This window comes from Staphylococcus sp. SA22, from assembly GCF_054165785.1.
The window spans coordinates 311,473-327,044 of the sequence record NZ_JBSZQY010000002.1 but is presented as its reverse complement, the minus strand read 5'-3'; the positions used below and the strand labels follow the sequence as shown (position 1 = coordinate 327,044).

Sequence of the window (15,572 nt, the reverse complement as noted above, 5' to 3'; positions counted from 1 at the left end):
AAGCACAGATATTTATTAATCAAAAGTGAGGTTAGGCTAAAATGATTACTGTTTTGTTTGGTGGGAGTAGACCAAACGGTAATACTGCACAATTAACAAAATTCGCTTTGCAAGATTTAGAGTATCAATGGATTGACGTGACACAACATCAGTTTAAACCGATACGTGACGTGAGACATACAACAGAGACTATTACTTCATATGACGATGACTATTTGCCGATTCTAGATAAAATATTGGCTAGTGATACAATTATTTTTGCATCACCAGTGTATTGGTATAGCATTTCAGCACCATTGAAAGCATTTATCGAACATTGGTCAGAAACATTACAAGATAAACGATATCCTAATTTTAAGGCACAAATGGCTGAAAAGGATTTTAGAGTTATTTTAGTTGGTGGAGATTGTCCAAAAATAAAAGCGAAGCCAGCAATTACGCAAATGAAATATAGTTTAGACTTTTTAGGTGCCACTTTAAATGGTTATATTATTGGAACTGCTGAAAAGCCTGGTGACATCATGAAAGACAACTATGCCTTAGCACGTGCAACTGAGTGGAATAGTATATTGCAATAAGACATACCTCATACTAAACGAAGTGATTTTTTGCTTCGTTATTTTTTTATTTTTAATTTTAACGGAAAATATAAATATATAAATTGAATAGACAATCATTGTTTATTAAGTATTGAGCAAGTTGTGGTATAATGCCGTTATTAAAACTTGTTAATAAGGGGAGAAAGTCATGTTCAAGGTAAGACAAGCAACTGAAAAAGATGTTGTTCAAATTAGAGATGTCGCAACTAAAGCTTGGTTTAATACATACTTAAATATATACGCTGCGACAACAGTTAATCACTTGTTAGAAGCTTCATATAATGAACATCATTTAAAGAAAAGACTTCAAGAACAATTATTCTTAGTCGTTGAAGAAGGTAATGACATCGTTGGCTTTGCTAACTTTATTTACGGTGAAGAATTATATTTATCAGCTCATTATGTTAAACCAGAATCGCAACATACAGGTTATGGTACAGCATTGTTAAATGAAGGATTATCACGTTTTGAAGATAAATTTGAAGGTGTTTACTTAGAAGTAGATAATAAAAATGAAGAAGCAGTAGCTTACTATAAAGAGCAAGGTTTTACAATCTTACGCTCTTATGAGCCAGAAATGTATGGCGAAAAGTTAGACTTAGCACTTATGTACAAAGCATTTTAAGTAAATTAAATATTATATTAAACGAAAAGGAGGGGAATAATGACTAACGCATATGTAGATTTAAAATTAGTAGAAGAAAAAGTTTTTAAAGACCCGATACATCGATATATTCATGTTGAAGATCAATTGATATGGGATTTAATTAAAACTAAGGAATTCCAAAGGTTACGTCGAATTAGACAATTAGGAACACTGTACCTATCTTTTCATACAGCAGAACATAGTCGCTTTGGACATTCTTTAGGTGTGTATGAAATAGTTAGACGATTAATTGATGAGTCATTTATTGGTCATGATGCATGGGACAATAAAGATAGACCGTTGGCATTATGTGCTGCATTATTACATGATTTAGGACATGGTCCATTTTCACATAGTTTTGAAAAAATATTTAATACAGACCATGAAGCATACACACAAGCGATTATTACTGGAGATACTGAGGTGAATGCTGTATTACGTAAAGTGTCGCCTGAGTTTCCAAGAGAAGTTGCGGAAGTAATTAATAAAACGCATCATAATAAATTGGTCATTTCGATGATTTCTTCACAAATCGATGCGGATAGAATGGATTATTTACAACGTGATGCGTATTTCACAGGTGTATCATATGGTGCTTTTGATATGGAACGTATTTTAAGATTAATGCGACCTTCTAAAGATGAAGTACTAATCAAAGAAAGTGGTATGCATGCAGTTGAAAACTTTATTATGAGTCGTTATCAAATGTATTGGCAAATTTATTTCCACCCAGTTAGTCGTGGTGGAGAAGTGCTGCTTAATAATTGTTTGAAACGCGCAAAACAGCTTTATAATGAAGGCTATGAATTTAAGTTGCATCCACATGATTTTATTCCATTTTTTGAAGAGACAGTTACGATTGAACAATATGTTGAACTCGATGAAGCGGTAGTTACGTATTATTTGGAAAAATGGACAAAAGAAGATGATGCTATTTTAAGTGATTTAGCAAGTCGATTTATTAATCGAGACTTATTTAAATATATTCCATTTGATGGCTCAATTATTACAATATCAGAACTGCAAGAACTGTTTGAAGCAGGTGGTATTAATCCAGATTATTATTTTGTGAGTGAAGCATTTTCGGATTTGCCATATGACTATGATCGACCGGGGTCAAATCGCAAACCGATTCATTTATTGAGACAAGATGGTACGATTAGAGAAATAAGCAATCAATCTTTAGTCATTCATAGTATTACAGGCATTAATCGCCAAGACTATAAATTATATTATCCTAGAGAAATGGTTGCAAAGATTAAAGATAAGACAATTAGAGAAGCTATTGAAAATTTGATTAATGAGCTTAATTAAACAGGGCTAAAATTGTTATCGTTAAATATGGAGGTTATATCATTGTCTGAGAAAAAAGGCTTTAATTTTAATATCATAAAAAATGACCCTCTAGATGGTCATAAAGGTACAAATATTGGTTCGATTAGCTTAGACAATATTGCACCAGTTTTTATCGATGTTGCTAACAAAGAAGCATTTATTGATATTGGAGGCATGCATGCTCGCGCCAAAGTTGAAAAAGGCGTGAAATGGATTACTGATAAAGCTGCTGTTGAAGGCGATGAAGCTAAAGAATATTGGTTGTGTTGGGTAACAACAGAACGTAATGAACAAGGACCATATTATGCTGGTTTAACAGCGTGCTATTTATTAGTGAATAAAGCAATTCGTCGTGGTTATAAAAGTATGCCTGAACATGTTAATATGATGGATAAATCAATGAAACATCATATTATCATTGATCAAATTGGTGACGAGAATAAAGCTATTTTAAAAGACTTTTTAATGAACCATGATGAAGGTATGTGGAAGCATTCTTCTGACGCTTTACATCAAGCATTTAATTAAATATTAGAAACTAAAATTTCCCAATTAATCTATAAAGATATGATTCATTTCTCAATGACGACGTAAATCTTGAGGTGAAAATAAAGTCTTAGATTGATTGGGAGTTTTTTTAATTTTTTTGAAATTAAATTAATCTGTAGTTAATAAAAAATTTGAATAACTGACACATTTTTTTGATCATAGCTATATACTTTGTGAATTAATTCACATTATAATAAGAGTGAAGATAAGAGTATTATAAATTATCTTTAAATAAATATATGTGAAGTAAAAATTACACGTTAGCATATCGATTATGTTATTTCTTTTAACATATTAACTAGGGAAACGTTAAAAGTTAACGGTTGATATCTAACTAAAAACAAAGTCACAGTAGTATATTTTAATCTGGCGTCTATTACAAATAAAAATTACATCTATAATTATTCGTTTTCATTTTTGAAAGTAATCGCCAATTAATATCATACATACTGGAGTGACTATAAGGAGGACATTATTATGAGAGCAGCAGTTGTAACGAAAGATCACAAAGTAAGTATTGAGGACAAAAAGTTAAGAGCTTTAAAACCTGGTGAAGCATTGGTACAAACGGAATATTGTGGTGTTTGTCATACCGATTTACATGTTAAGAATGCTGATTTTGGTGATGTTACAGGCGTTACTTTAGGTCATGAAGGTATTGGTAAAGTCATCGAAGTTGCAGAAGATGTAGAATCATTAAAAATTGGAGACCGTGTGTCTATCGCTTGGATGTTCGAAAGCTGTGGAAGATGTGAATATTGTACAACAGGTCGTGAAACACTTTGCCGTAGTGTGAAAAATGCTGGTTATACAGTAGATGGTGCAATGGCTGAACAAGTTATTGTTACTGCAGACTATGCTGTGAAAGTACCTGAAAAATTAGATCCAGCAGCAGCGTCTTCTATTACATGCGCAGGTGTGACAACTTATAAAGCTGTAAAAGTAAGTAATGTAAAACCTGGACAATGGTTAGGTGTTTTTGGTATAGGTGGTTTAGGAAACCTAGCTTTACAATATGCTAAAAACGTTATGGGGGCTAAAATTGTTGCCTTCGATATTAATGATGATAAATTAGCATTCGCGAAAGAATTAGGTGCAGATGCTATTATTAATTCTAAAGATGTTGATCCAGTTGCAGAAGTTATGAAATTAACTGATAACAAAGGATTAGATGCAACAGTGGTAACTTCAGTTGCTAAGACGCCATTTAACCAAGCGGTTGATGTTGTAAAAGCTGGTGCAATAGTTGTTGCTGTTGGTTTACCTGTTGATAAAATGAACTTAGATATCCCAAGATTAGTGCTTGATGGTATTGAAGTAGTAGGTTCACTTGTTGGTACAAGACAAGACTTACGTGAAGCGTTTGAATTTGCTGCTGAAAATAAAGTAACACCTAAAGTTCAATTAAGAAAATTAGAAGAAATCAATGATATTTTTGAAGAAATGGAAAATGGTACTATAACTGGTAGAATGGTTATTAAATTTTAAAAATATCAACTGACTATATAGATAAAGAAGGTAGTGCTCTAAACACTATCATTATAATCAAACACGAGGTTTTCATGTAAGATGGTGAAAATCTCGTGTTTTTTGGTTTTGAGGTGTTGTTTGTATTTTATAAAATGGCTTAAATATATGAAGTATTGATTAAGTATGGAATTGTTAATTAAATGAACCTATTTAGCTTTAAGAAGGCATAACAAGATGACCTTATTTTATGCTATAATATTTCTATTATGCGAAGATTAAGGTGAGTAGTAAATTGGATAAAAAAGTAAATATTCATACAAAGCAAGTGTTGAAACAGCACAACGAAAAAGAAAAATTTGAATTTACTACTGAAGGAACTTGGCAACAAAGGCAATCTAACTTTATTCGGTATGTAGAACAAATTGAGGATGCAACAGTTAATGTTACAATAAAAGTGGATGATGATAGCGTTAAGTTGATTCGTAAAGGCGACATTAATATGAATTTGCATTTTGTTGAAGGACAAACGACAACAACTTTTTACGATATATCGGCTGGACGAATTCCACTAGAAGTTAAAACATTACGCATTTTACATTTCGTAAGTGGAGACGGTGGCAAGTTAAAGATTCATTATGAATTATATCAAGATAATGAAAAAATGGGTTCTTATCAATATGAAATTAACTATAAGGAGATAGGCGAATGAATATTATTGATCAAGTGAAACAAACATTAGTAGAAGAAATTGCAGCAAGTATTAACAAAGCAGGATTAGCAGATGAGATTCCTGATATTAAAATTGAAGTTCCTAAAGATACAAAAAATGGAGATTATGCTACTAATATTGCGATGGTACTGACTAAGATTGCAAAGCGTAATCCTCGTGAAATTGCTCAAGCGATTGTTGATAACTTAGACACTGAAAAAGCACATGTAAAACAAATTGACATTGCTGGTCCAGGATTCATTAATTTTTACTTAGATAATCAGTATTTAACAGCAATTATTCCTGAAGCAATTGAAAAAGGTGGTCAATTTGGATATGTAAATGAATCAAAAGGTCAAAATGTATTGCTTGAGTATGTTTCAGCTAACCCTACAGGAGATTTACATATTGGTCATGCTAGAAATGCAGCAGTTGGTGATGCTTTAGCTAATATTTTAACTGCAGCTGGCTATAATGTAACACGTGAATATTATATTAATGATGCTGGTAATCAAATTACTAACTTAGCGCGTTCGATTGAAACACGTTTCTTTGAAGCTTTAGGTGACAATAGTTATTCAATGCCAGAAGATGGCTATAATGGCAAAGATATTATTGAAATAGGCAAAGATTTAGCAGAGAAACACCCTGAAATTAAAGATTATTCTGAAGAAGCACGTTTGAAAGAATTTAGAAAATTAGGCGTAGAATACGAAATGGCTAAACTGAAAAATGATTTAGCAGAGTTCAATACGCATTTTGATAATTGGTTTAGTGAAACATCTTTATATGAAAAAGGTGAAATTCTTGAAGTTTTAGCAAAAATGAAAGAATTAGGTTATACGTATGAAGCTGATGGCGCTACATGGTTACGTACAACTGATTTTAAAGACGACAAAGACAGAGTATTAATTAAAAATGACGGTACATATACGTATTTCTTACCAGATATTGCGTACCACTTCGATAAAGTTAAACGTGGTAATGACATTTTAATCGATTTATTTGGTGCTGATCATCATGGTTATATTAATCGTTTGAAAGCATCTCTTGAAACGTTTGGTGTAGATAGTAATCGTTTAGAAATTCAAATCATGCAAATGGTTCGTTTAATGGAAAATGGTAAAGAAGTGAAGATGAGTAAACGTACTGGTAATGCGATTACATTAAGAGAAATTATGGATGAAGTTGGCGTTGACGCTGCACGTTATTTCTTAACTATGCGTAGTCCTGATAGTCACTTTGATTTTGATATGGAATTAGCGAAAGAGCAATCTCAAGACAATCCAGTTTACTATGCTCAATATGCACATGCGCGTATTTGTTCAATTTTAAAACAAGCGAAAGAGCAAGGAATTGAGGTAGCTGCTACGAATGATTTTACAACGATTACAAATGAAAAAGCGATTGAATTGTTGAAAAAAGTAGCTGATTTCGAACCTACAATTGAAAGTGCTGCTGAGCATAGATCAGCACATAGAATTACTAATTATATTCAAGATTTAGCTTCTCATTTCCATAAATTCTATAATGCTGAAAAAGTGTTAACAGATGATATTGAAAAAACAAAAGCACATGTTGCTATGATTGAAGCGGTCAGAATTACATTGAAAAATGCATTGGCAATGGTCGGTGTAAGCGCACCTGAATCAATGTAAGAACATTTATATACACTCCAACGTAGAGTTTCTCGAAAGATACTTTGTGTTGGAGTGTTTTTTATTAGGTATGTGACATATTGGGAATGCTTAGTATGTGAATAAGGTTAAAGGAATACAGTTGGCTTGCTTGCGCAGCAACTGCATAAGAGCCCCTAATCGCTAAAGCTCAAGGGGGTTAAAGAATACAGTTGGTTTGCTTGCGCACAACTGCATAAGAGCCCCTAATCGCTAAAGCTCAAGGGGCTCTAAAAGGAGGATGTAAATGTTAGGAACTGATGAATTGTATAAATTGTTATATAGGCATATGGGACCTCAAAATTGGTGGCCTGCTGATAATGACATTGAAATGATGTTAGGTGCAATTTTGGTTCAAAATACTAGATGGCGAAATGCAGAAATTGCATTGAATCAAATTAAAGAGCACACGCATTTTAATGCAAATCATATATTAGAACTACCTATTGAAACGTTACAATCATTGATTCATTCAAGTGGCTTTTATAAAAGTAAATCACTGACGATTAAAACATTATTAACATGGTTAGCACGACATCATTTCAATTATCAAGAGATTAATGAGCGATATAAAGCTGAATTAAGAAAAGAATTATTATCTTTGAAAGGTATTGGAAGTGAAACAGCAGATGTCTTACTTGTTTATATATTCGGACGTATTGAATTTATTCCAGATAGCTATACAAGAAAAATATATGATAAATTAGGATATGAAAACACTAAAAGTTATGATCAATTAAAAAAAGTAGTCACATTACCAAATCATTTTACAAATCAAGATGCTAATGAATTTCATGCTCTGTTAGATGTATTTGGTAAACATTACTTTAGAGATAAAGATATAAAGAATTATGATTTTTTAGAACCTTACTTTAAAAAGTAAACGCTGTGAAGTTAGATAGATGAGTTTATATGAAATATAAAAAATAATTTACTATTTTCTTTTAGTATGTGGACTTATATAATAAATAGAAGCATATAAAGAAAAAAAGTTGTTTGTTTGTGCAGTAACTGCATAAATCCCTCTAATCGCTAAAGATGAAGAGGAACGCAGTTGGATGCTAAGGCACAACTGCATAAAAGCCTCTAATCACTAAAGCGAAGGGGAACGCAGTTGAATGCTACCGCACAACTGCATAAATCCCTCTAATCGCTAAAGCGAAAAGTGGGATTAAAAAGGAGATGTGATAATGTGAAGAAATCGTTAATTGCTTTTATTTTGATTTTTATGCTTGTTCTGAGTGGCTGTGGTATGAAAGATAATGATAAACAAGGTAGCGATGATAATGGCTCGTCTAAATCGCCGTACCATAGAATTGTTTCGTTAATGCCTAGTAATACTGAAATTTTATATGAATTAGGATTAGGTAAATACATAGTTGGTGTTTCAACGGTTGATGATTATCCAAAAGATGTGAAAAAGGGTAAGAAACAATTTGATGCTTTGAATCTAAATAAAGAGGAACTTTTAAAGGCAAAGCCAGATCTAATTCTTGCGCATGAGTCGCAAAAGGCAACTGCAAATAAAGTATTGTCATCATTAGAGAAACAAGGCATCAAAGTAGTGTATGTTAAAGATGCACAATCAATTGATGAAACTTACAACACATTTAAGCAAATTGGGAAATTAACGCATCATGATAAGCAGGCTGAACAACTTGTTGAGGAAACTAAAGATAATATCGATAAAGTCATAGATTCAATTCCTGCTCATCATAAAAAATCAAAAGTATTTATTGAGGTTTCATCAAAGCCTGAAATATATACAGCAGGGAAGCATACATTTTTCAATGATATGTTAGAAAAATTAGAAGCCCAAAATGTTTATAGTGACATTAATGGTTGGAACCCTGTAACGAAGGAAAGTATTATTAAAAAGAACCCAGATATATTAATTTCGACGGAAGCTAAGACAAGATCAGATTATATGGATATCATCAAAAAAAGAGGTGGATTCAATAAAATTAATGCTGTCAAGAATACACGTATTGAAGTTGTAAATGGTGATGAAGTGTCAAGACCAGGTCCACGTATTGATGAAGGATTAAAAGAATTAAGAGATGCAATTTATAGAAAATAAACCATTCTAATTATGCCCCTTATTGCTACATGTAGTAAAAATTACATGTTTGAGATAAGGGGTTTTTAAAATATATTTAGTGAATGATAGCAACGCGAGTATGTGATTGCTATAATAAATGTAATTATCGATGAAAGAAAAGAGAATGCTATGACATTTAATAAAGTATTATTGAGCTGGATAGTCATATTGATTATAACAACTAGCATATATCTATTTTGGCAGTTGGGGGATATCAATGATGTATTTAACCAGTCTATTTTAATCAATGTTAGATTACCGAGATTATTAGAAGCATTGTTGACAGGTATGATATTAACTGTTGCAGGTCTTATATTTCAAACAGTTTTAAATAATGCATTGGCAGATAGCTTTACGTTAGGATTGGCAAGCGGTGCTACATTTGGTTCAGGATTAGCATTATTTTTAGGATTATCAACGTTATGGATTCCTGTATTTTCAATAACATTTAGTTTGATAACATTAATAACTGTATTAGTCATTACGTCGGTATTGAGCCAAGGATATCCAGTTAGAATCTTAATATTAAGTGGTTTAATGATTGGTGCATTATTCAATTCACTTCTATATTTTTTGATTTTATTAAAACCTTGCAAATTAAATACAATTGCCAATTATCTGTTTGGTGGTTTTGGTGATGCAGAATACTCAAATGTATCCATAATAGCAATCACATTTATCATTGCACTGTTTGGTATATTTATCATTCTTAATCAACTAAAGTTATTGCAATTAGGAGAACTAAAAAGTCAGTCGCTAGGCTTAAATGTTCAATTGATTACATATATCGCGTTATGTATAGCTTCTATGATAACGGCGATAAATGTCGCATATGTTGGCATCATTGGATTCATTGGTATGGTGATACCACAACTCATTAGAAAATGGCAGTGGAAACAATCATTAGGTAGACAATTGGCTTTGAATATTGTAATTGGAGGACAAATAATGGTTGTGGCAGATTTTATTGGTAGTCATATATTGTCACCAGTACAAATACCGGCAAGTATTATCATTGCATTAATTGGTATACCAGTGTTATTTTACATGCTAATATCGCAGTCGAAACGGTTACACTAGCACATGACTTTTGCTAAAATAAAAATAACTATAAACATAAAGAGGGCATAAGCGATGGATTTGAATCAAATTAAAGCAGTTGTATTTGATTTAGAAGGTACGTTGTTGGACAGAGTTAAATCTCGAGAGAAATTTATCGAAGAGCAATATGAACGATTTCATGACTACTTAATTCATGTTCAACTAGCAGATTTTAAAAAAGCATTTATTGAGCTAGATGACGATGAAGATAATGATAAACCTGATTTATATAAAGAAATCATTAAACGTTTCCATGTAGATAGGCTAACTTGGAAAGACTTATTTAATGATTTTGAAATGCATTTTTATCGTTATGTATTTCCTTATTACGATACTTTATATACACTAGAAAAGCTATCGCAAAAAGGCTTTCAAATTGGTGTAATCGCAAATGGTAAATCTAAGATTAAACAATTTCGATTACACTCACTTGGTTTGATGCATGTTATTAATTATTTATCAACATCAGAAACAGTTGGTTTTCGTAAACCACATCCTAAAATTTTTGAAGATATGATTGATCAACTAGGGGTATTACCTGAGCAAATTATGTATGTAGGCGATGATGCGTTAAATGATGTAGCTCCAGCACGAGCTATGGGCATGGTTAGTGTATGGTATAAACAAGAAGATGCTGAAATTGAACCACTCGAAGAAGAAGTTGATTTTACAATTACAACAGTGGAAGAATTATTAACCATTTTACCAATAAAAAATGATAATAAAGGAGAAAATTATGGATCTATTTACTAGAAAAGATGGAACATCGATACATTACAGTACATTAGGTGAAGGCTATCCTATCGTATTGATTCATACTGTACTTGATAATTATTCTGTGTTTAATAAATTAGCAGCAGAATTAGCAAAATCATTTCAAGTTGTGTTAATTGATTTACGTGGACATGGCTATTCTGATAAACCTCGTCACATTGAAATAAAAGATTTTTCTGATGACATTGTTGAATTACTTAAATATCTATACATTGAAGAAGTTGCATTTGTATGCCATGAAATGGGTGGAATCATTGGTGCGGATATTTCAGTACGTTATCCTGAATTTACATCATCACTTATGTTGGTAAATCCAACATCTATTGAAGGTGAATTACCGGAAGAACGTTTATTTAGAAAATATGCCCATATTATTCGAAACTGGGATCCTGAAAAACAAGATAAATTTTTAAATAAGCGTAAGTATTATCGTCCGAGAAAAATGAACCGATTCCTCAAACATGTCGTAGATACAAATGAAATTTCAACTAAAGAAGAAATTCAAGCAGTTAAAGAGGTATTCAAAAACGCTGATATTTCTCAAACTTATAGAAATGTCGTAGTACCGACAAAAATTATTGCAGGAGAATTCGGTGAAAGAACAACAAGATTAGAAGCTAAAGAAGTAGCTGATTTAATCCAAAATGTGGACTTTGAAGTATATCAAGAATCTAGTGCATTCCCATTTGTTGAAGAGCAAGAAAGATTCGTCGAAGATACAGCTGCATTTATCAACAAACATCACGATGAAAAGCATGTTTAATTTTTAGTGATAAGTGAAATATAAAAGTAGTAATTATTATTTGTAATATAATTGTAATATGACTGTTGTTTTAGAAATGATTGTTGTATAATGGTTGTGAGCACAAGACGATATAAATAAAAGGAGAGAGTGCTTATGAAAAAGCTACTAACGGCAAGTATAATTGCATGTTCTGTTGTAATGGGAGTAGGCTTAGCGAACACTAGTGCCGAAGCAGCAAGTGGCAACTCTATTGATACTGTTAAACAATTAATTAAGGGTGATCAGTCATTAGAAAATGTGAAAATTGGCGAATCTATTAAAGATGTTTTAACTAAGTACAAAAATCCGATGTATTCTTACAATGAAGATGGAACTGAACATTATTACGAATTCCATACTAAAAAAGGTATGTTATTAGTAACTACTGATGGTAAGAAAAACAATGGTAAAGTAACTCATATTTCAATGATGTATAATGATGCTAATGGTCCAACATATCAAGCTGTTAAAAATTATGTTGGCAAAGCAGTAACACATACGGAATATAGCAAAGTTGCTGGTAATTTTGGATATATTGAAAAAGGCAAAACGACTTATCAATTTGCCTCAGCACCAAAAGATAAAAACATAAAATTATATCGTATTGATTTGGAAAAATAATAATTAAATTAATCGTGCTTAACCGACAAGTTAAATCGCAATACTTGTCGGTTATTTTATTACATGGCATAATACAGTGAATATTAATTTTTATGATTTGCGAAGGGGATATTAAACCAATACAATAAATAAAGATGTTTCATTTTAAAGGAGTACTACCAATGCGTATTAACGATAAAATTTTACTAGAAAATATAGAAGATTACTTTAATCATAAAGGTTTATCACCGCATTTGATTGATGATATTAAAGAGAAAGTAATTACTGATATAAAAAATTCTGAAAAGAAAGATCAAGATTATATTGAATATAAAAGAAAATCTCCAGCACAAATCATATTAATGATTCAAAGGAATTTGTTTGCTTTACAAATGAATCCAGTTATTTTCTTTATTATAAACTTCATTCTCATATCCTATTTATATGATAAACAGTATGTTCAGTTTCAAGCTATTACTGGAATGAGTCTATTTTATTGTTTAGTGATTTTTCCAATGACTATTGTTGTATACCTAAGGGTGTCTCAAAAGAATTACTTGCGGAGTAATAAAATAGAAATGATTATGGGTACAATTATCGCTATCATATCCTTGTTATTAATTATATTACAAGCATTTAATATTACTTGGGGCGTTATACCAATTACAAATTTTGGACATCAATTTTTCTTTTTCATTGGTATTATTTTAGTTATTGCCGGCATATTTTATAAGCGACTTGAGTTTTCAGGAATCGGCTTATTGTTTTGTCAAAAAACCGTCGATGCAATGATTCATAATCCACAATCAGCCCAGATTTTTTCATTAATTATATGGATATTATTAGTAATTCTTGTTATATATTTCACAATTAGATTATCTTCACGTACAAGATTATAAATATGATAAAACTATTCACTTGATTAATTGTATTAATTGAGATGAATAGTTTTTTTATTGTTGGAATAACTTTTTGTAATTTATAAATAATTTTAAAAAATTGTTTATAAAATGGAAGCGTATATAGAATGAAGGTTGGGTATATAGTTTATTGAGGGAGGTGTCACAATGAATAAAGTCACAATTAATCCTCAAATCCAATTAACTTATCAAATTGAAGGTAAAGGGGATCCTATAATATTACTTCATGGCTTGGATGGTAATTTAGCTGGATTTGAAGATTTGCAACATCAACTAGCATCATCATATAAAGTACTTACTTACGATTTAAGAGGTCATGGCAAGTCTTCTAAAAGTGAATCATACGATTTAAACGATCACGTTGAGGATTTAAAAATTCTAATGGAGAAGTTAAATATTCATGAGGCACATATTCTAGGACATGATTTAGGTGGGGTAGTTGCTAAGTTATTTACAGATAAATATGCTTATCGTGTAAAATCATTAACTACCATTGCATCGAAGAAAGATGACTTAATACACAGCTTTACTCAATTGTTAATTCAATATCAAGATGATATAGCGGGTTTTAATAAGTCTGAAGCGTATATTCTTTTATTTTCTAAATTGTTTAGAAATCAAGAGAAGACGATGAAATGGTATCAAAAACAAAGAATATATAGCATTAAGTCTGAGGATGATAGTGCGGTGGCAATTCGTTCATTAATTTTGCATAAAGATGAACCTATGTATTTAAAAAAACGTACATGTGTACCTACTTTGTTAATTAATGGGGAACATGATCCTTTGATTAAAGATAAGAATCATTTTAAATTGGAAGCGCATTTTTTAAATGTAACGAAAAAAATCTTCGAACATTCAGGACATGCACCGCATATTGAAGAACCAGAAGCATTTCTAAGTTATTATCTAAATTTCTTAAAAAGCGTATCATAATATTTGATATATAAACCTAGGGCATAAAGTCCTTAGGCAATGTGAAAAAGCTGATTACTATTAATTATTTGATAGTAATCAGCTTTTTTTGAAATGTATTTGATATATATACTGCTCGTTAAGCGGCTATCTTCCTTATATTAAGTGCCATTAGTGCAAAACCTCTTAACAATTAGGTAAAAAGAGCATAAAAAAAGGAAGTTTAATAGAATGTATCATCTATCAAACTTCACCAAATTGCGCTAAACAAAATTATAGTTCAATTTCGTTGTTTGCTTCAGTGATTCGTTTATTTACTCGACTCAATAATGATTCGATTTTTTTACGTTGTTGTGCATTAACAAGAATTAATACAGTTCTTTCATCATGCTCATTACGTTTTTTATCGAAGTAATCTTCTTGAGATAAAATTTTAACTGCTTTAACAACTTGTGGTTGTTTGTAGTTTAAATGATTAATAATATCTTTAAGATAGTATTCTTTCTCTTTGTTTTCGCTGATGTATGTCAATACAGCGAATTCTTCAAAGCTAATTGAAAATTCCTTTTTAATTAAACTTTTTAATTTGTCAGCATAAGTGACCATTGATAACAACTCAAAGCAATCATTGATTTTTGTAATTGCCATGTTTAAAACCTCCCTATTTGATGCATCTTGCTCGATACATTTGCCCGATAATATATTGATATCTAATCTTTATTTATTATAGATATGTTAGTCATAATTTTGCATTAAATAAGTTTTATTAAATATATTTAATGCTCTATTATTTAGTTAATTATAACTAATTAAAAATGAGAAGTAAACAAAAAAGTGTTTATAAAACAAATTATTCATTAGACACAGTGATTGTATTTCTGGGTTAGCATTTGGTTTAGTCAAAAATATCAGCATTTTTTATAATTTACCTTAATTTAATCGTCAATACAAGGTAATTTATTTAATGAAACGATTTAGCGCAATTAAATGTTTCGATATTCAATGTGTATCTAAAGTGATTCTTTGTCATAGCTTAACGCTTTCAAGTTAACTTCTTCTAATATTTATACCCATTTTTCGAACTTTTATCACTAAAAAAGAAAAATTTTTATAATTTTTTTAATTTAGTAATTCCCAGTGCAGTTTTAATGATAAGGAAAATACACTATTTTAATGACAAAAGTAAAACTATAGCACTTTAAAGTAAATGTATAGTAATCCGATTGATAACAAGTAATCAATATTAGAAAGTACGATTATGGTTCATAATTTAAAGCATCTTCAATCTTTAAAGTCGACTCAATGAATGAATTAAAGTTGTACATTTTGACTTATTTTTAATTAATTTAATAACCAACTATGAAATATTAGCACGAATAACATAATTTTTGCT

General features: G+C 30.9%; 15 protein-coding genes and 1 pseudogene. 15 read left to right on the top strand and 1 reads right to left on the bottom strand.

Going from position 1 to position 15,572, the window contains the following annotated elements; all coding sequences use genetic code 11:
- Positions 1 to 41: 41 nt before the first annotated feature.
- The 15 genes and pseudogenes from ACXQH5_RS03760 (at position 42) to ACXQH5_RS03690 (ending at position 14,200) form a co-directional block, all read left to right on the top strand.
- On the top strand, positions 42 to 578 hold the full coding sequence (locus ACXQH5_RS03760) for a flavodoxin family protein (RefSeq protein WP_000633786.1): 537 nt from the start codon (positions 42 to 44) through the stop codon (positions 576 to 578).
- Between the two features lie 169 nt (positions 579 to 747).
- Positions 748 to 1,224 (top strand): GNAT family N-acetyltransferase, encoded by a 477-nt coding sequence (locus ACXQH5_RS03755; RefSeq protein ID WP_000477504.1) that lies wholly within the window; start codon positions 748 to 750, stop codon positions 1,222 to 1,224.
- A 39-nt stretch (positions 1,225 to 1,263) separates the two neighbouring features.
- A complete protein-coding gene (locus ACXQH5_RS03750) occupies positions 1,264 to 2,559 on the top strand; it encodes an HD domain-containing protein (RefSeq protein ID WP_000180234.1) in 1,296 nt (431 codons plus the stop codon).
- 27 nt (positions 2,560 to 2,586) lie between these two features.
- Positions 2,587 to 3,108, top strand: a complete 522-nt coding sequence (locus ACXQH5_RS03745) for a YwhD family protein (RefSeq protein WP_001788287.1) — start codon at positions 2,587 to 2,589, stop codon at positions 3,106 to 3,108.
- 498 nt (positions 3,109 to 3,606) lie between these two features.
- The gene (adhP, locus tag ACXQH5_RS03740) at positions 3,607 to 4,617 is read left to right on the top strand and encodes an alcohol dehydrogenase AdhP (protein WP_057504531.1); all 1,011 of its coding nucleotides are present in this window, start codon (positions 3,607 to 3,609) and stop codon (positions 4,615 to 4,617) included.
- Positions 4,618 to 4,891: 274 nt separating this feature from the next.
- Positions 4,892 to 5,308 (top strand): YwiB family protein, encoded by a 417-nt coding sequence (locus ACXQH5_RS03735; protein WP_000359043.1) that lies wholly within the window; start codon positions 4,892 to 4,894, stop codon positions 5,306 to 5,308.
- Positions 5,305 to 6,966 carry an arginine--tRNA ligase gene (gene argS / locus ACXQH5_RS03730; RefSeq protein WP_001021155.1) on the top strand — a complete coding sequence of 554 codons (1,662 nt, stop codon included), beginning with the start codon at positions 5,305 to 5,307 and terminating at the stop codon, positions 6,964 to 6,966. Before ACXQH5_RS03735 ends, argS begins: the two co-directional genes overlap by 4 nt.
- 265 nt (positions 6,967 to 7,231) lie before the next feature.
- Positions 7,232 to 7,867, top strand: coding sequence for an endonuclease III domain-containing protein (locus tag ACXQH5_RS03725; protein WP_000901752.1), 636 nt, complete (start codon positions 7,232 to 7,234; stop codon positions 7,865 to 7,867).
- A gap of 417 nt (positions 7,868 to 8,284) precedes the next feature.
- A pseudogene (locus ACXQH5_RS03720) lies at positions 8,285 to 9,064 on the top strand (ABC transporter substrate-binding protein); the annotation flags it as partial.
- 150 nt (positions 9,065 to 9,214) lie between these two features.
- Positions 9,215 to 10,165 carry a FecCD family ABC transporter permease gene (locus tag ACXQH5_RS03715; RefSeq protein WP_000143689.1) on the top strand — a complete coding sequence of 317 codons (951 nt, stop codon included), beginning with the start codon at positions 9,215 to 9,217 and terminating at the stop codon, positions 10,163 to 10,165.
- A 54-nt stretch (positions 10,166 to 10,219) separates the two neighbouring features.
- A complete protein-coding gene (locus ACXQH5_RS03710) occupies positions 10,220 to 10,939 on the top strand; it encodes an HAD family hydrolase (RefSeq protein ID WP_000365354.1) in 720 nt (239 codons plus the stop codon).
- Entirely contained in the window at positions 10,923 to 11,723 is an 801-nt protein-coding gene (locus ACXQH5_RS03705; protein WP_000362965.1) for an alpha/beta fold hydrolase, read from the top strand. Before ACXQH5_RS03710 ends, ACXQH5_RS03705 begins: the two co-directional genes overlap by 17 nt.
- Positions 11,724 to 11,858: 135 nt before the next feature.
- Complete coding sequence (locus ACXQH5_RS03700) at positions 11,859 to 12,365, top strand: SA0570 family protein (RefSeq protein ID WP_000735555.1); 507 nt, start codon at positions 11,859 to 11,861, stop codon at positions 12,363 to 12,365.
- 161 nt (positions 12,366 to 12,526) lie between these two features.
- A complete protein-coding gene (locus ACXQH5_RS03695) occupies positions 12,527 to 13,243 on the top strand; it encodes a hypothetical protein (protein ID WP_001222132.1) in 717 nt (238 codons plus the stop codon).
- A 168-nt stretch (positions 13,244 to 13,411) separates the two neighbouring features.
- Positions 13,412 to 14,200: an alpha/beta fold hydrolase gene (locus ACXQH5_RS03690; RefSeq protein WP_001045420.1), complete on the top strand. Its 789-nt coding sequence runs from the start codon at positions 13,412 to 13,414 to the stop codon at positions 14,198 to 14,200.
- A gap of 252 nt (positions 14,201 to 14,452) precedes the next feature.
- Here ACXQH5_RS03690 and sarA read toward each other — a convergent pair whose 3' ends face one another.
- Complete coding sequence (gene sarA, locus ACXQH5_RS03685; RefSeq protein WP_001018677.1) at positions 14,453 to 14,827, bottom strand: global transcriptional regulator SarA; 375 nt, start codon at positions 14,825 to 14,827, stop codon at positions 14,453 to 14,455.
- Between the last annotated feature and the right edge of the window lie 745 nt (positions 14,828 to 15,572).